Below are 16,906 nucleotides of genomic sequence, written 5' to 3'. Positions count from 1 at the left end.
CGCCGGCATGCTGGTCTTCCCGGCCGCCAACGACCTGCTGACGCTCTTCGTGGCCCTGGAGGTCTTCTCCCTCCCGCTGTATCTGCTGTGCGCGCTGGCCCGCCGCAAGCGGCTCATGTCGCAGGAGGCGGCGGTCAAGTACTTCCTGCTCGGCGCGTTCGCCTCCGCGTTCACCCTGTTCGGCATCGCCCTGCTCTACGGCTACGCGGGCTCCATGTCGTACGGCACGATCGCCCAGGTCGTCGACGGCACCGTGCAGAACGTCACCCCGGCGCTCGCCGACACCATGGGCAACGACGCGCTGCTGCTCGTCGGCTCCGCGCTGATCGTCATGGGCCTGCTGTTCAAGGTGGGCGCGGTGCCGTTCCACATGTGGACGCCGGACGTGTACCAGGGCGCGCCGACGCCGGTGACCGGCTTCATGGCGGCGGCGACCAAGGTGGCCGCCTTCGGCGCGCTGCTGCGCATCCTCTACGTCGTCCTGCCCGGCCTGCGCTGGGACTGGCGGCCGGTGATGTGGGCCGTGGCGATCGTCACCATGCTGGCCGGTGCCATCGTCGCGATCACCCAGACCGACATCAAGCGGCTGCTGGCGTACTCGTCGATCGCGCACGCGGGGTTCATCCTCGCCGGTGTCATCGCGACCACGCCGGACGGCATCTCGTCCGTTCTCTTCTACCTGGCGGCGTACTCCTTCGTCACGATCGGCGCCTTCGCCGTGGTGACGCTGGTGCGCGACGCGGGCGGCGAGGCGACGCACCTGTCCAAGTGGGCCGGGCTCGGCCGCAGGTCACCGCTGGTGGCGGCGGTGTTCGCGATCTTCCTGCTGGCCTTCGCGGGCATCCCGCTGACCTCCGGGTTCTCCGGCAAGTTCGCCGTGTTCAAGGCGGCGGCGGAGGGCGGCGCGGCCCCGCTGGTGGTGGTCGGCGTGATCTCCTCGGCGATCGCGGCGTTCTTCTACATCCGCGTGATCGTCCTGATGTTCTTCAGCGAGCCGCGCCCCGAGGGGCCGACGGTGGCGGTCCCGTCACCCCTGACGATGACGGCGATCGGCGTCGGAGTCGCGGTCACGGTGGTGCTCGGCGTGGCGCCGCAGTACTTCCTGGACCTTGCCGGTCAGGCGGGGGTGTTCGTGCGCTGACGCTGCGCGGGCTGATACGGAGGCGGGGGGGGGGGGGGGGGGCGGGGGGGGGGGGGGGGGGCCCCCCCGCCGTCGCGTGTGCGGGGCTACTCGCCGCCGCGGCGTGCCTTGATGGCGGTGAGGTCCAGGTCCATCGGGAACGGGGCGCTCAGCTTCATGCGCTCACGGAAGATGCCCACACTGGTGTAGGCGCCGGTCGCGGGCTCCAGCTCGAAGGCGTGGACGACGGCGAGGCCCTTCTCGTTCTCGACGCGCCAGTAGTGGGGGATGCCGACCCGGGCGGATTTCAGGGGCTTGGTCTCGCGGTCGCGGGAGGCGGAGTCCGGCGAGACGACTTCCACGGCCAGCACAACGGCTGTCGCTGGGACGCGGGTCTGGTCGGGACTTGTCAGCGCTTCTTCCTGTAGCACCAGTACATCCGGCTCCAGCCTGTTCTGCCGGTCTACGTCGACGGTGAATCTGCACCGAACATCGAGCCCCTGCGTCGCAGCTACGGAGAGCTGCCGACCGAAGAAGGACGTTGCCCGCTCGTGAAAGATCGATTGCGGGCAGGGGAAGACAAGCCCGGCATCGATCAGCTGCGTATGCGGGGGAAGGTTGGGGAGGCGGTCCAGATCGTCAGCTTCCCAGCCCCCATCGGGAGGGACCGGCCAATCAGGCGGCGGGGCCTCGGATGCCACACTCATTGATGCCCATCGGTAGGGAGCCTTGTTGTCGCTTCAGGCTATCGAATGGTTACGTTCGGCGACGGGTGAAGCCTGTGGATAACTCCGGGGATGTCGGCGCGGGCCCCTATCGTTGAGGCAGTGGTCGGGGCAGGGGCCGATCAGACAGGCAGGACGGACGAGGCAGGACGTACGGGGGACGGGACGATGGGCGGGACGGGTGTGATCGGCGAGATGACAGAGGCGGCAGAGGCCAGGCGTATGGACGGCGAGGGCAGTGAGACGCTGGCCACGTTGCACCGGGTCTTCGGGTACGAGGTCTTCCGTGGCGAGCAGGAAGAGGTCGTCGACCACGTGGTCGCGGGCGGCGACGCCGTCGTGCTCATGCCGACCGGCGCCGGAAAGTCGCTGTGCTACCAGATTCCGGCCCTGGTCAGGCCCGGCACCGGCGTCGTGGTCTCGCCGCTCATCGCGCTGATGCAGGACCAGGTGGACGCGCTGCGGGCGCTCGGTGTGCGGGCCGGCTTCATGAACTCCACGCAGGACTTCGACGAGCGGCGCCTGGTGGAGGCCGAGTTCCTCGCGGGCGAGCTGGACCTGCTCTACCTGGCGCCCGAGCGGCTGCGCCTGGAGGGCACCCTCGGCCTGCTCTCCCGCGGCAAGATCTCGCTGTTCGCCATCGACGAGGCCCACTGCGTCTCGCAGTGGGGCCACGACTTCCGGCCCGACTACCTCGCCCTGTCGCTGCTCGGCGAGCGCTGGCCGGACGTCCCCCGGCTCGCGCTCACGGCGACGGCCACGCACGCGACCCACCGCGAGCTCACCGAGCGGCTGAACATGCCGACGGCGCGGCACTTCGTGGCCAGCTTCGACCGGCCCAACATCCAGTACCGGGTCGTGCCGAAGACGGACCCCAAGAAGCAGCTGCTGAGCTTCCTGCGCGAGGAGCACCCGGGCGACGCGGGCATCGTGTACTGCCTCTCGCGCAACTCGGTCGAGAAGACCGCCGAGTTCCTGTCCCGCAACGGCGTGGAGGCGGTGCCGTACCACGCCGGTCTGGACGCGGGCACCCGCGCGGCGCACCAGTCCCGGTTCCTGCGGGAGGAGGGCCTGGTGGTCGTGGCCACCATCGCCTTCGGGATGGGCATCGACAAGCCGGACGTGCGGTTCGTCGCCCACCTGGACCTGCCCAAGTCCGTCGAGGGCTACTACCAGGAGACCGGCCGCGCCGGCCGCGACGGACAGCCGTCGACCGCGTGGATGGCGTACGGACTCAACGACGTCATACAGCAGCGCAAGCTGATCCAGTCCGGCGAGGGCGACGAGGCCTTCCGCCGCCGCGCCCAGTCCCATCTGGACTCCATGCTCGCGCTGTGCGAGACCGTCCGGTGCCGCCGCGGCCAGCTCCTCGCCTACTTCGGCCAGGACCCGGACGCGTCCGGCTGCGGCAACTGCGACACCTGCCTCACCCCTCCGGAGACCTGGGACGGCACGGTCGCGGCGCAGAAGGTGCTGTCCACGGTGGTGCGGCTGAAGCGGGAGCGCGGGCAGAAGTTCGGCGCCGGGCAGATCATCGACATCCTGCTCGGCAAGCGCACCGCCAAGGTGATCCAGTTCGACCACGACCAGCTCTCCGTGTTCGGCATCGGCGAGGACCTGGCCGAGAGCGAGTGGCGGGGCGTCGCCAGGCAGCTGCTGGCCCAGGGCCTGCTCGCCGTCGAGGGGGAGTACGGCACGCTGGTGCTGACCGACGACAGCGGGGAGGTGCTGCGGCGGGAGCGCGAGGTGCCGCTGCGCAAGGAGCCCAAGAAGCCGGCGGCGGCACGGGGGACAGCCGCACGCGGCGAGCGCAAGGCCAAGGCGGCCGTGGCCGAGTTGCCCGAGGAACTGCAGCCGGCGTTCGAGGCACTGCGTGCCTGGCGGGCCGAGCAGGCTCGTGAGCAGGGCGTCCCGGCCTACGTGATCTTCCACGACGCCACGCTCAGGGAGATCGCCACGGCATGGCCCACCTCCGTCGGGCAGCTCGGCGGCATCAGCGGCGTCGGTGAGAAGAAGCTCGCGACCTACGGGGAAGGTGTGATCGCCGTGCTGGCCGGCCTCTCGGGCGCGGCGCAGGCGGCTCCCGCCTCCGGCGGCGACTCCGGGCCCGGATCGGACGAGTGGCCCGACACCGAGCCCGAGCCGGAGCCCGAGGACTGGATATAGAGGACGCGTCCGGGCGCCGGAGTTCCCGGCCGGCCCTCGGCGTCACAGGGCCCGGGCCGCGTACGCCCTGACGTCGCTGTCGCTGGTGGCCGTGGCGAGCGCCGACCGGGCGTCCGGTGTCGGGGCGTGGGCGTGGGCGGTGCGCAAGCGGGAGCTGACGCCGGGGTCGTCGGCCCGGTGGGCGGGTGCGATCACCAAGGCGACGCACGACCAGTGGGCGCTGGCCCGCATGTAGTGCTCTCGCCCACATCCAGTCGCTGGAGGCGGGGGTACGGGTGCTGCGGCACCGGTTGTCGCTGCCCGTCGGGCAGAAGGGCAGCAGGCGGGCTCCGGGTGGTTACCGCAGTCGGCGGGAGTGGCACGCCAAGGCCCGCCGACTGCACGTGCTGGAGGACCGGCTTCAGCGGGAGCGCGCCGACTGGGCGGCCGGGACCGTGCACGTCGTGCGGGGCGGAAAGAGGATGGCCCGCACACGGCACCACCTGACCGCCGCCGGGCTCACCGAGGTGCGGTGGCGTGAACGGTAGGAGGTGCAACGGTGGTTTGTGCAGGCGGACGGGGAGAGCGGGAAACGGTTCGGGAACGAGACCATCCGCATCACGCCGGACGGTGAGGTGTCCATCCGGCTCCCCGCCCCACTCACGGGGCTGGCCAACGCGCCGCACGGCCGGTACGTCCTCACCGGCCGGGTGACGTCCGCGCACCGGGGGCAGGAGTGGGCCGACGGCGTCGCGGCGAACCGGGCCGTCGCCTACCGCATCCACTACGACGTCGCTCGTGGCCGCTGGTATGTGACGGCCTCCTGGCAGAAGCCCGTCATCTGCACGATTCCCCTGGGCGCGCCGCTGGCGCAGGGGGTGATTGGGGTCGACATGAACGCCGACCACCTCGCCGCCTGGCGCCTGGACACCCACGGCAACCCCACCGGAGACCCGCGCCGCTTCTCCTACGACCTGACCGGGCCCGCCGCCCACCGAGACGCCCAGGTCCGCCACGCTCTGACCCGGCTGATGCACTAGGCCACGACCTGCGACGTGAAGGCGATTGCCGTCGAGGACCTGGACTTCACGGCTGAAGCGACCCGCGAGAAACACGGCGGCCGGAAGCGGTTCCGGCGCGCAGGAGCAGGCCCGGCCGTCGGCCCGCACGTGGGCCAGTGGCCGGTCCGCGCCGCCGTCAATGCATCGTCACATCGTTCCGCTGGGCCGAGAGCCCAGCATCAGGCCGATCTCTCTTGACGGTGGCGGCGAATCGCACGGGATCGCCGGTATTGATCAACAACGAGGGCGGCGACTGGGGCGAGTGTTCGTCCTGAACGGCCGCGGCTAAGGTCATGGAGTCTCAAGGTGATGCTTGCCTGTATCGCTGCCGCGCGAAGGGATTTGGTTCGGAGCGCAGAACAAGGGGCTGTGACCTCGCCGTCCTCGCCCGCGAGCCAGCCAAGGGGGCCGTCGGGCTGTTGTGCGAGGGCCGTCGCGACACCGACAAGAGAGAACCCGCGCGCTATCACTTCTTCCGCGACCTGCGCCCGGCGGATACCGCCGGTGAGCATGAGAGGAACCGAAGAGTCCGCAACGAGTTGTCCGGCGAGTTTGAGGAAGTAAGCCTCGCGCTCCAGGGTGCGTCCGTCTGCCGGATGACCGGCCGTAGCCAGCGATTCGACGCTCCCGCCCGACAGCTCGACGAAATCGACACTGTCGCCGAGCCATTCGATGACGTGGTGTGCGTCATCAAGGTCGAAGCCGCCACGTTGGAAATCTGCCGAGTTGAGCTTGACGGCGATGCCGAAACCCGGTCGCACCCGCCCACGGACAGCCGCCACGACATCGAGGAGCAGACGGGCACGGTTACGGAGGCCGCCTCCCCACTGGTCGGTCCGCTTGTTGACCAGCGGCGAGAGGAACTGGGCGAGCAAGTACCCGTGCGCAGCGTGGATCTCGACACCCGCGAACCCCGCCTGCTCCGCGAGTTCCGCCGTCACCGCGAACCGTTCCACGGTGTCCTCGATGTCGCTCGCTGTCATCGGCACCGGTGTCGGAAAGAGTGTCGAAAACCTGCCGGCATCGACGGGCACCGTCGAGGGCGCCAGCGCTCGCGAGCCGGTGTCTCGCCGGACGACTCGCCCGGGGTGATTGATCTGCATCCAGAATGAGCTCGTTTCCGCCGCAGCCGCCCATTCCCGGAAGGGTGCAAGGTCACTGGTGGCGTCCAAGATGATGTTGGCTGGCTGTGCGACGGCCGAACGGTCCACCATGACGTGTCCCGTCAGCATCATTCCCACACCTCCCCTGTCCCACGTGCGGTAAAGCGTCACGAGGCGATCGTCGGGATGGCCGCCCCTGCCTGCCAACTGCTCCTCCATCGCGGCCTTCACCAGGCGGTTGGGAAGAGTGATGCCGGAGGGCAGTCGCAGGGGCGAGGCGACCGCCGGTGCAGTGTCTCGCTCGTGAGTGTGAAACTCGGACGTCATCGCTGAAGAACCAGCTTTCCGACGGTCCGTCCCGCACGGCTCTCCTCGGCTGCCGCGTTGACACCCTCCAGCGTCAGCGGGAAAGAACGAGCGAGATGAACGCGCACTTGGCCGCCTTCGACCAGTTCGTTCACACGCCGCAGCAGGACCCCGGAAGCCTTGAGGAAGACGGGGACGTACTTTACTCCTCGCGGTCCCGCGCCTCGCAGCCTGCGAGCGGTGATCGTCGAGAGGAGCCGGGCTGCGGAGGCGGGTGTGACCACACCGTCCTCGTCGCGCGCGATCGTGACGAATCGCCCTCCCGGCCGCAGGACATGCTGCGCGTGGATCCATTGCTCGCGACCGCCGACGCAGTCAATCACTACGTCTAACGAGTCCGCCCCGGAGCTGGCCGACAGATCGCTCTCATTCCTGTCGATGACTTCGTCTGCCCCCATGGACCGCACGAACTCCCGGTTTCGTGCGCTGGCGACACCCACCACGAAAGCCCCGGCCGCCCGTGCCATCTGGACGACGAAGTGACCGACGCCTCCGGATGCCCCGATCACCGCGACACGCGTTCCGGCCGCGACCTGGCCACGATCCAGGCACGTCATCGCTGTCTGGGCGGCCAGCGGGAGCGCGGCGGATTCGGCAAAGCTCAGCCCTGCCTGCGCGGGGGCAAGCAACCCCGCGGGCACATTGACGTACTCCGAGGCGCCACCTCCGCCGATCTCGTTGTCGGCATGCACCCGGTCGCCGACCCGGAACGAGGTGACCCCGTCTCCGACCGCGGTGACGACGCCGGCGAGGTCGAACAGCGGCGTGAACGGGAAGCGACGGCGGGCGATAAGGCGTCGATCCCCCTCGATCATCTGCCAATCGATGGGGTTGACCCCTGCCGCCCGAACATGAACCTGCACCTCCTGGGGCCCGGGGGCGCGGACGGGGGCCGCCTCGGACAGAGCGAGCACGTCACGAACCGCTCCGTAGCGGATCTGCACGATCGCCTGCTGAGTCTGGGGGACTGCACGGGAAGTCATCGAGCAGCCTCCTCGAGTGAGAACCGGTCTACGCCGGTGATGACTGCGGTCTTGCTCATCGCATTTCCTTGTCGTTGTCTCCCGCAGAGGGAGGGGTCGTGTCCAGTTCGTTGGCGCCGGTGACCACTTCGAGCAGCAGCGCGTGCAGGCGCAGCCGGCTCTCACGGTCAAGGCGGGCGAACGGAGAGTGCAGAGTGGTGTGCTCGATGACGCGGTCACGCAGCGCGCAGCCGGCGTCGGTGAGCTGGATGACCTTCACGCGCCGGTCAGTGGGATGAGGGACGCGGCGGACCAGGGCGCGCTTCTCCAGCCGGTCGACCATCGACGTCGCTGTCGAGGCGTCACACTGCAGCCGGTCCGCCAGTCGGCGGGCGGTCATCTCCTCCTCCCGACTCAACCGCCACAGCACATCGGTCTGCGTGTCGGTCAGCCCGGCCTCCCGGGCCAGTTCCTTCAGCTCACTGCCAATCTGTGTGCGGATCGCGAACAGGCAATCGATCAGCTCTTCGTTCAGGCGAGTGTCATCCACGCCAGCCATAATGCATGGAGAATCCAACCATTGGAAAATCCATGCACATCCGGGTGCGGCTCCATACTTGCCGCGCCTCCGCGCCTCCGCGCCTCCGCGAACCGGGGCGTCACGCGCATGCAGCTGGAAGTTGCGCAATGATCGAAACGAACCGAAAAGCGGTCCCGAGCGCTCGCAAAGTGCCCTCGCTCACCGCCTCTGACCTGGCCATTTAGCGCGTTTCTGGAGGGATGTGGATGGATCGCCGACCCGAAGGGCAAGGGCAGGCCGCGTTACCCCGAGGACGCGCTCGGCGGGCGAGGGCCGTCGGCACCGCCGTGGTCGCGGCCGGAGTGCTCGGCAGTAGCTTGCCGCCAGAATTCGAGGCGGCAGCGGCCGCCTCGGCGCCCTCCAGCCGCCTCACTCTGACAGCCAACGGCACCGGCCACACCGTCACCGTCGACAACCGCACCTCTCTGCTTGACCGGCTGCGCGAGCACCTGGACCGTTCATCGATGAGGACGCCTTCCAGTGCGGCTAGGCAGTTGGCGTGGAAGAGCGGTGGCGTACTCGCCCTGGTCGGGGGCGGGAGGCTGGAGGCTGGAGGGTAGATCATCTGACACGTCGGGGATGGGGGTTTCCCGTTTCGGCCGTGCCGTGGCTGGCGGGGCTCTTACGCTCCCGGGCAGCGTGTCGTGCCGTTCGGGAGGGAACCGTGTCGTCGCTGGAGAAGATCGCAGGACGTCGGGCCGAGTTGGACCAACTGGCCGAGGCGTTGCGGGGTGCCGCTGCGCCCACCCGTGCCGCGCCAGCGGCACGATTGCCCGCAGATCAGAGGGTTTACGTCAGTGCCGTCAGGCCCGGGGCGAAGGTGATCAAGAGGGGGAGGAGGGGGACCAGGGCGGCTGTTGCCGTGGTGAGGGCTCGGTGGCGTGGGGTCAGGCGGGGCGGGGGCTCCAGGAGGCGGTCGACGCGCTCGCCGAGGAGGCGGTGGCTGGAGGCGCAGGACAGGACGCCGCGGTGCTGGTTCAGCTCGATCAGAGCCAGCGCCGTGGTCAGGTGGCCGCAGCGCCGGGAGGCGGTGTCGTCGGCGGACAGTTCGACCAGGCGATGGGTCTGGTCGCAGAAGTGGGCGAAGAGCGGGACGCGCGGGAAGCCGGTGGCCAGCGCGGTGGACAGGTGCAGCAGCCAGTCGTGGCGGGCCCGGGCGTGGCCGCGCTCGTGGGTGAGGACGGCGTCCAGCTGATGGCCGGTGAGGCGTTGCAGCGCGCCGGTGGTGACGATCAGCTGGGGCGGGCTGCCGGGCATCCACCAGGCGTCCGGGTACTCGTCCTCCAGGACCAGCAGCGGACCGCGGGCGGCGGGGAGCCCGGCGGGCAGGTCGGGGGCGCGCTCGCGCAGGTGCGCGCGGGACCGGGCGCGCCGCCTGCGGGCCTCGACGAGTTCGCGGCCCAGCATCGCGGTCGTCCAGGCGGCACCGGCGGCCAGCAGCAGGGTGAGGGCGGCCGCCCAGGCCGGTCCGGCGGAGAGGTTGTACGCGGCGGTCACCGCGGGCGGGGCCGGCGCGAAGAGCTGAGCGCGGACGGTGCCGAAGACGGCGGTGGCGCCGAGGGCCAGGGCCGTCAGACAGCACAGCAGGACGGTGGCGACCAGGCACTGCCACACCCACAGCGCGACCACGGGGTCCCGCTCGGGCCACGCGGACCGGGTCAGCGCGCGCGGCACCGGCACCGCGGCGGTCACGGCGACGACGAACAGCAGGAGCAGGCAGACGGTCATGCCACTGGCTCCGGATCCTGGTCGAGAGGACGGGCGGCTCTGGCAGGGCGGGGCGGTGATGCTGGGCGGACGTGCCGCGCACACCGCCCGACGCCAGTATGCCGTCGTCGGGCGGTGTGAGTCAGGTGTCGGGCGGTGTGAGTCAGGTGTCGGCGGCCACCGGATCCGGGAGCCTTACCGCCGCCCGGACCCTCAGGCCCGTCGTCCGACCACGCGCCCCGTCACCTCGCCCAGCCCCACCCGGATCCCGTCCGGACCCGGTGCCCACGCCGACAGGGTCACCACGTCCCCGTCCTCCAGGAACGTCCGCTTGCCGTCGGGTAGTTCCAGCGCGTCGCGGCCGTTCCAGGTCAGTTCCAGCAGCGACCCGCGTTCCCGTTCGCCGGGTCCGCTCACCGTGCCCGAGCCGTAGAGGTCGCCGGTCCGCAGTGAGGCGCCGTTGACGGTCATGTGGGCCAACTGCTGGGCGGCCGTCCAGTACATGGTGGAGAACGGCGGCTCGGAGACGACGTGCCCGTTGACGGCGACGGAGATCCGCAGGTCGTAGCCGCCGGGCTCGGCGTGGTCGTCGGCCGTGTCGTCCAGGTACGGCAACAGTTCGTGCGTGCGCGCGGGGGGCGCCACCCGCGCCTCCTCCAGGGCGTCCAGCGGCGTGATCCACGCCGACACCGACGTGGCGAAGGACTTGCCGAGGAACGGGCCGAGGGGGACGTACTCCCAGGCCTGGACGTCCCGCGCGGACCAGTCGTTGAGCAGGCAGAGCCCGAAGACGTGCTCGCGGAAGTCGCCGAGCGCGACCGGGCCGCCCGGTTCGGACGGCGTCCCCACCACGAACCCGACCTCGGCCTCGATGTCGAGGCGGACGGACGGGCCGAAGACGGGCGCGGCGTCGGCCGGGGCCTTGCGCTGCCCGGACGGCCGTACGACGTCCGTGCCGGAGACGAACACCGTGCCGGAGCGGCCGTGGTAGCCGATCGGGAGGTGCTTCCAGTTCGGGGTGAGGGAGTCGGCGGCGTCGGGGCGGAAGATCTGGCCGACGTTCCGGGCGTGGTTCTCGGAGGCGTAGAAGTCGACGTAGTCCGCGACCTCGAAGGGCAGGTGCAGGGTCACCGACGACAGCGGGTGGAAGAGGGGTTCCAGCGTCTCGCGGTGGGAGGGCACCGTCACCCAGGCCGTCAGCGCGCGCCGCACGTCGGACCAGGCCGTGCGCCCGGCCGCCAGCAGCGGGTTGAGGGTGGGCCGCGCGAGCAGGGAGGCGTACGGCGAGCCGAGCGCGTGGGCCGCCGCGCCGGCGTCGAGGACGTGGTCGCCGAGCCGGACGCCCACCGTCCGCTCCCGCGTGCCGGGGATCGAGAACACGCCGTACGGAAGGTTGTGCGGGCCGAAGGGGTCGCCCTCGGGGACATCGAAGGGGGGCATCGGGTGCTGCCTCGCTTTCGTGCTCGCCATGTGCGCCGTGCGCGCCGTGTGCACCACGTGATCGGTGTGCGCCACGTATCGGTGTGCGCCACGTGGTGCGTGGACTGGCCACACGTTACGGGTGACACGGCCGTCTTGGGCAGTGCGGCGGGAGGCGGCTCCATGTGGGGGACGAGGGTGTGCGCAGGCGGGCTGACGTGCGCGGAGCGGCCCGCGCGCCGGTGTGTGGGAGGCGGGAAGTGACCGTGGGACGGGCCCTTGGCCGTAGGCGCACGCCCGCGCGCACGGTCGTGGATGTGGCGCTCCGCGTCCGTTCGTGTGCGGGAAGTTGTCCACAGGCCGACACGCAATCTTGACGGAGCGGTGCGAACAGGGAGACTCTGGGCGGGCGCCGGGAGGTCTCGGGGAGGGGGCCTTCGACGGCACATCTGGGGGGAACGGATGGCCATTGGGGAGGCCGGTCCGGGTTCGGGGCGGGATGGTTCACAGCCGAGCAGACGGCTGGAAGAGACCATGCGCGGCCGGCTCGACCGGGAATGCGTGTATGTACCGTCCTGCCGATTCGGGCTGTACGCGGCACTGCGTCACTGGTGCCCGCCCGGCGGCCGGGTCCTGATGTCGCCGGTCAACGACGACGTCATCTTCTTCGTCGTGCTCGCGGCCGGGCTGCGCCCCGTACAGGCGCCGCTCGACCCGTCGGACGCGTCCATCGACGTCGACGCCGTGCCCGACGACGTCTGGGGCTCGCTGTCCGCCGTACTGACGACCAACCTGTACGGCAACCCGGACCCGGCGCCCCGGCTGCGGGCCCGCTGCGACGCCCTGGGCATCCCGCTGTTCGAGGACGCGGCGCACGCCATCGGCAGCGCGGTGGGCGGACGGCCGGTCGGCGCCTGGGGCGACGCCTCCGTCTTCAGTCTGTCCAAGCACGTCGGCGCCAAGGCCGGGGGCATCCTCGCGGTCGCCGACCCGGGGCTGCGCGAGACGCTGGCGAAGACCTGCGAGGACCTGCTGCTGCCGCGCCGTACGACGGCCGAAGTCGCCTACGCCGTAAGGCCGTACGCGGAGGCCGCCGTGCGCGGGCTGGGGCTGCGCCGGGCCGCCTGGGCCACGCTGCGGCTGCTGGGGCGGATGGAGCGCGAGGAGATCCGGATGCCGCTGCGTCCGGAGGAGCTGGCCCGCGCGGGTGCCTCGGCACCCGGCCTCGACGCCCACGACCCCTGGGTCCGCGTCGACATGCACGACTACCGGCTGCGGGGCGGCCGGTTCCGGCTCGGCCGGATCGGGCGCGGGCTCGACCGGCTGGACCGCGTACTGGCGGACTGCCGGGCGGGGACGGAGCTGCTGCTGTCGACGCCCTGGGCGGGACCGGCCGCGTGGGAGGGGACGGCGAGCCGGTCTCCCGGTGGGGCACAGCCGTTGTTCCGCGTGCCGTTGCTCGTGGCCGACCGGGACGCGGCGGTCCGGGCGCTGGCCCGGCGCGGCATCGTCGTGGGCTACCTATACGACCCGCCGCTCGACGACTACGCGGGCGCCGCATTCACCGACCCGTCGCCCGCGCCCGAGGCAGCACGCTGGTTCGCGCGGCACGCGCTGCCCGTCGAACCGCTGCGGGCCCGCGCCGTGATCGCGGCGCTTGAGGAGTCGGGCGTACGACCGGCCGAGGCACCGGAGGGGTTGATTCCGTCCGGTGGCTGAGACCCGGGTGCACGAGACGGCCGCCGCACCGGCGGACGGCGGCACCGCGCTGCCCGAGAGCGGGCACGGGGGCGACTCGCTCTTCAAGAACGCCTACTTCCTGATGCTCAGCACCGGCGTCTCGGCCGTGCTCGGCCTGGGCTTCTGGCTCGTGGCCGCCCGCTACTACTCGGAGGAGGCCGTCGGACAGGGCTCCGCCGCCATCGCCGCCATGCGGCTGCTCGCCAGCATCACGGCGACGACGATGATCGGCGCCGTGGTCCGCTTCGTGCCGCGCGCCGGCCGCGCCACCGGACCGCTGGTGTGGCGTGCGTACGCGGCGAGTTCGGTGGTCGTCGCCGTCGCCGCCGTGGTCTTCCTGCTCACCCTCGACCTGTGGGGCGCCTCGTACGCCCCGCTGGGCACCGCCGCGATGGGGACCCTGTTCGTCCTGGCGTGCGTGGCCTGGGCGCTGCTCACCCTCCAGGACGGCGTGCTGACCGGCTTGCGCAAGGCGGAGTGGGTGCCCGCGGGGAACGCGGTGTTCTCGGTCGGGAAGCTGATCCTGCTCGCCCTCTTCGCCACCTCGCTGCCGGTGCTCGGCATCTTCGTGTCCTGGGCCGTGGCCATCGCCTTCTCCACCCTGCCGCTGGGCTGGCTGATCTTCCGCAGGCTGATCCCGCGCCAGGCCGAGGCCGACCGCGACGTGGAGCCGCCGAAGGTCCGGGAGATGAGCCGCTTCCTGGCCGGGGACTCGCTGGGTGCGCTGTTCAGCCTGGCGATGATCAACCTGCTGCCGGTGATGGTCGCGGTCAACTTCAGCGCCGCGCAGAACGGCTACTTCTACGTGGCCTACACCGTCGGCGGCACCATGGAGTTCATGGCCATCAACATGGCCTCCTCGCTCACCGCGCACGCCTCGCACGACCCGCGCCGCCTCGCCGACGGCATCCGGGGAGCGCTGCGCCGCATGACGCTGCTGCTGGTGCCGGTGGTGCTCTTCCTGGTCGTCTTCGCCCCGCAGATCCTCGCGCCCTTCGACGAGGACTACGCCGAGCACGGCTCCACGGTGCTGCGGCTGCTCGCCATCGGGGCGCTGCCGAGGATCGTGGTCGAGCTGTACATCGGCGTACTCCGCGTCCAGGGGCGCACCGGCGTACTCGCCGCGGTGCAGGGCGCCATGTGCGTCCTCGTACTGGGCAGCGCGGCGATGCTGTTCACGCCGGCCGGGATCTCCGGTGCCGGCTGGGCGGTGCTGGTGAGCATGACGGTGGTCGCCCTGGGCTGCGCACCCGGCCTGCGCTCCGCCCTGCGGGGCATCGACGGGGCCGGTCGGTCCGGCGACCCGGGTGCCACCCTGGACACCGGCCCGCTGCTCGGACCGAAGCCACGGCCCGGTACCTCCCACGGCACCGGTCCGGCCCGGCTGAACCCCACCGCCGGGTACGGCACGACCTGGGCGCGGCGGGCGGCGCCCGAGCACGGACGGCCCGAGGACGCCTCGGGGGAGGACACCGTCGCCCTGTTCATAGGGCGCCCCGGGTACGAACGGGAGGCCCTGGAGGCGGACACCCTCGCGGTGATCCGCCGGCCGCGCCAACCCGACGCGGACGCCCACGTCCACGCCGCGGACGCCCACGTCCACGACGCGGACGCCCACGTCCACGACGCGGACGCCCACGTCCACGACGCGGATGCCGACGCCCACGGCGCGGGAAACGCCGGCCCTGACACCGTGCTCGACGCGCGAGCCGAAGCCGGAGCAGGCCCCCCGCACACCCCCCGCGACGAGACCCCGGGCCCGATCCCCGAGCGCTACCTCAGGCCCGCCCTGTGGCTGCTGTGCGGCGCCGCCACCGCCGTCTTCTGGGCGGCGTTGCGCGGACTGCCCTGGCTGGACGGCGCGTCCGGGACCGGCGCCGAACTCACCGGCCGGGAGCTGCTGCGCGGGCTGCCCCTGCCCGCGCTGGTCGCGGGCGCCGTGCTGCTCGTGGTGTTCGTCGCGGCGGTGACCCTGTCCGTCCGCCCCGACCCGTGGCTGCCCGGCGCCGCGCTGGGCTCCGCCGTACTCGCGCTGCACGCGGCGCCCGTCGCCCTCGGCCGGGAACCGGAGGCGGTCGGCGGGGAGTTGTACGCGAGGGCGGCCGGATTCCTCGCGGAGGCGCTGGGCCTCGACGGGCCCGGCCCGGTCCTGCGCTGGACGCCGCTCGTCCTCCAGTTGCTGTGCCTCGTGCCGCTGTGGACGCTGCTCACGAAGGCGGGCGGCCGGCTGCCGTGGCAGGGACGCTGGGGGGTCCTCTATCTCGCCTCGGTGGGGAGCTGGGTCTGGCGGCAGGAGCTCGCGCCGGTCGCGCCGCCGCTCCTCCTGCTGCTCGTCCTCGCCGCCCTGCTCCTGTCACTGCGCCGCCCGGCCCCGGAGGCCGACCCGCACCACACGAGACACACCAGACACACCAGACACGCCAGACCGACAGACACGTTCCGGGACTGATCAAGCACAGAGCCGATTCGCCAGGGGGGAACCGTCGTGCGTCCGCCAGCAACTCCACGGGAGAGATCCGCACCAGAGCCCGTGCCCGAGACCGGGGAGACCGCCGAACACCCCGAACACGACTCCCGCACCTCGCAGGAGTCGGCCACCACGCGTTCCCAGGAGGCCTCCGTCCGGCCGGACCTGTCGGACCTCGCCCCCGCCGCCCGGCCGGCCCGCGCGGCGGCCGCCTGGCCCGCCGTTCCGCTGCTCGCCGCGCTCGCCCTGTGGGTCTACGCGGTACGGCACACCGACGTGTCCGCCCTGGACGACTACGGCCTCGTCAGCGCGCTGCACCCCACCTTCTGGGCCGGCCTCGCCGTGCTCAGCGCGGGCTTCTGGTTCACGGTCCGCGACCCGCGCCGCCGGGCCGGCTGGCCACTGGCGTTCGTCCTGGGCCTGCTGGTGATGGAGCGGGCCACCCAGGCCGTGCTCTACCCGACCCCGCTGTACGCGTGGGCGTGGAAGCACGACGCGGTCATCGACCACCTGCTGACGTCCGGCGGACTCCAGAGCGCGGACCGGATCGGCGACATGGCGGTGTACGACCAGTGGCCCGGCTTCTTCGCGGCGCAGGCCGCGCTGGTGCGGCTGCTGGGCGTGGACAACGCGGCGATGTACATGGCGTGGTGGCCGCTTGTCTCCAGCGTGCTGCTGCTCCTGCCGCTGCTGCTGATCTACCGGACCTTCACCGAGGACCGGCGTCTGATCTGGACCGCCGTGTGGCTGTTCTGCGTCGGCAACTGGGTGGGCCAGGACTACTTCTCGCCGCAGTCCGTCGCCTTCGCCCTGCACCTGGGCGTCCTCGCGGTGGTCCTGCGCCGCTACGGCCGTCCCGGCGGCCGGGGCGACCGGCAGCGGCAGGCGGTGTGGACCGTCCTGCTCAGCGTGCTGGTCATCGCCATCGTCGTCTCGCACCAGCTGACCCCCGGCATGCTCGTCGTCACGCTCCTCGCGCTGGCCTTCACCCGACGCCACCGCGACTGGGTCCCGCTGGTCACTACGGTCGTGATCTTCCTGGCCTGGTGTCTCACCGCAGCGCTGCCGTTCCTGTCCGCCGCCATGCCCGACATGATCCGTTCCATCGGCGACATCGGCGCCAACGTCGAGACCGGGTACGGGTCCACGCCCACCGGCACCGGCGCGGTGGCCACCTCCTGGGCGGCCCGGCTGCTCTCGGGTTCCGTACTGCTGCTGGCGCTGGCCGGCGTACTGCGCGGGCGGGTGCTGCGGCAGCGGGCGCTGCCGCTGCTGCTGGTCGCGGCGGCCCCGCTGCCGATGTTCGTGGCGAGCAGTTACGGCAGCGAGATGATCTTCCGGGTGCTGATGTTCATGCTGCCCGGCGCGGCCTTCTTCGCCGCCGCCGCGCTGCTGCCCAGGACCCGCACGCTGACTGCCGACGCCGACGCCGACGCCGACGCCGACGCCGACGCCGACGCCGACGCCGACGCCGACGCCGACGCCGACGCCGACGCCGACGCCGACGCCGA

At 71.7% G+C, this 16,906-nt stretch carries 11 protein-coding genes and 1 pseudogene; 6 read left to right on the top strand and 6 right to left on the bottom strand.

The features are described 5' to 3' along the window. Positions 1 to 1,141: NADH-quinone oxidoreductase subunit NuoN (gene nuoN / locus ACFWR9_RS25940; RefSeq protein WP_383846232.1), on the top strand; the 1,141-nt coding region annotated here is incomplete at its 5' end. A gap of 86 nt (positions 1,142 to 1,227) precedes the next feature. Here nuoN and ACFWR9_RS25935 read toward each other — a convergent pair. Next, on the bottom strand, positions 1,228 to 1,827 hold the full coding sequence (locus tag ACFWR9_RS25935) for a Uma2 family endonuclease (protein WP_383846230.1): 600 nt from the start codon (positions 1,825 to 1,827) through the stop codon (positions 1,228 to 1,230). Between the two features lie 186 nt (positions 1,828 to 2,013). Between ACFWR9_RS25935 and recQ the strand changes: the two genes are divergently transcribed. Next, positions 2,014 to 4,011, top strand: coding sequence for a DNA helicase RecQ (gene recQ / locus ACFWR9_RS25930; RefSeq protein ID WP_383846228.1), 1,998 nt, complete (start codon positions 2,014 to 2,016; stop codon positions 4,009 to 4,011). A 76-nt stretch (positions 4,012 to 4,087) separates the two neighbouring features. Next, a pseudogene (locus ACFWR9_RS25925) lies at positions 4,088 to 5,153 on the top strand (IS200/IS605 family accessory protein TnpB-related protein); the annotation flags it as partial. 77 nt (positions 5,154 to 5,230) lie between these two features. Here the strand turns inward: ACFWR9_RS25925 and ACFWR9_RS25920 are convergent. The 5 genes from ACFWR9_RS25920 to fahA all read right to left on the bottom strand — a co-directional run bounded on the left by ACFWR9_RS25920 (position 5,231) and on the right by fahA (position 11,209). Next, complete coding sequence (locus ACFWR9_RS25920) at positions 5,231 to 6,481, bottom strand: 2,4-dienoyl-CoA reductase (protein WP_383846226.1); 1,251 nt, start codon at positions 6,479 to 6,481, stop codon at positions 5,231 to 5,233. Next, the gene (locus ACFWR9_RS25915; protein WP_383846224.1) at positions 6,478 to 7,503 is read right to left on the bottom strand and encodes an NAD(P)-dependent alcohol dehydrogenase; all 1,026 of its coding nucleotides are present in this window, start codon (positions 7,501 to 7,503) and stop codon (positions 6,478 to 6,480) included. Before ACFWR9_RS25915 ends, ACFWR9_RS25920 begins: the two co-directional genes overlap by 4 nt. 55 nt (positions 7,504 to 7,558) lie before the next feature. Next, positions 7,559 to 8,041, bottom strand: a complete 483-nt coding sequence (locus tag ACFWR9_RS25910; RefSeq protein WP_383846222.1) for a MarR family winged helix-turn-helix transcriptional regulator — start codon at positions 8,039 to 8,041, stop codon at positions 7,559 to 7,561. Between the two features lie 810 nt (positions 8,042 to 8,851). Then, positions 8,852 to 9,790 carry a M56 family metallopeptidase gene (locus tag ACFWR9_RS25905; protein WP_383846220.1) on the bottom strand — a complete coding sequence of 313 codons (939 nt, stop codon included), beginning with the start codon at positions 9,788 to 9,790 and terminating at the stop codon, positions 8,852 to 8,854. Between the two features lie 192 nt (positions 9,791 to 9,982). After that, positions 9,983 to 11,209, bottom strand: coding sequence for a fumarylacetoacetase (fahA, locus tag ACFWR9_RS25900; protein ID WP_383846218.1), 1,227 nt, complete (start codon positions 11,207 to 11,209; stop codon positions 9,983 to 9,985). Between the two features lie 513 nt (positions 11,210 to 11,722). Between fahA and ACFWR9_RS25895 the strand changes: the two genes are divergently transcribed. From ACFWR9_RS25895 to ACFWR9_RS25885, 3 genes are all read left to right on the top strand, one after another. Continuing rightward, a complete protein-coding gene (locus ACFWR9_RS25895) occupies positions 11,723 to 12,907 on the top strand; it encodes a DegT/DnrJ/EryC1/StrS family aminotransferase (RefSeq protein WP_383846216.1) in 1,185 nt (394 codons plus the stop codon). Further along, complete coding sequence (locus tag ACFWR9_RS25890; RefSeq protein ID WP_383846214.1) at positions 12,900 to 15,377, top strand: lipopolysaccharide biosynthesis protein; 2,478 nt, start codon at positions 12,900 to 12,902, stop codon at positions 15,375 to 15,377. Before ACFWR9_RS25895 ends, ACFWR9_RS25890 begins: the two co-directional genes overlap by 8 nt. Before the next feature lie 81 nt (positions 15,378 to 15,458). Then, positions 15,459 to 16,906: glycosyltransferase (locus ACFWR9_RS25885; RefSeq protein ID WP_383846212.1), on the top strand; the 1,448-nt coding region annotated here is incomplete at its 3' end.

It is taken from the genome of Streptomyces sp. NPDC058534, from assembly GCF_042717365.1.
In the GTDB taxonomy this organism is placed as follows: Bacteria; Actinomycetota; Actinomycetes; order Streptomycetales; family Streptomycetaceae; genus Streptomyces.
This window is presented reverse-complemented; position numbering and strand designations above follow the sequence as displayed.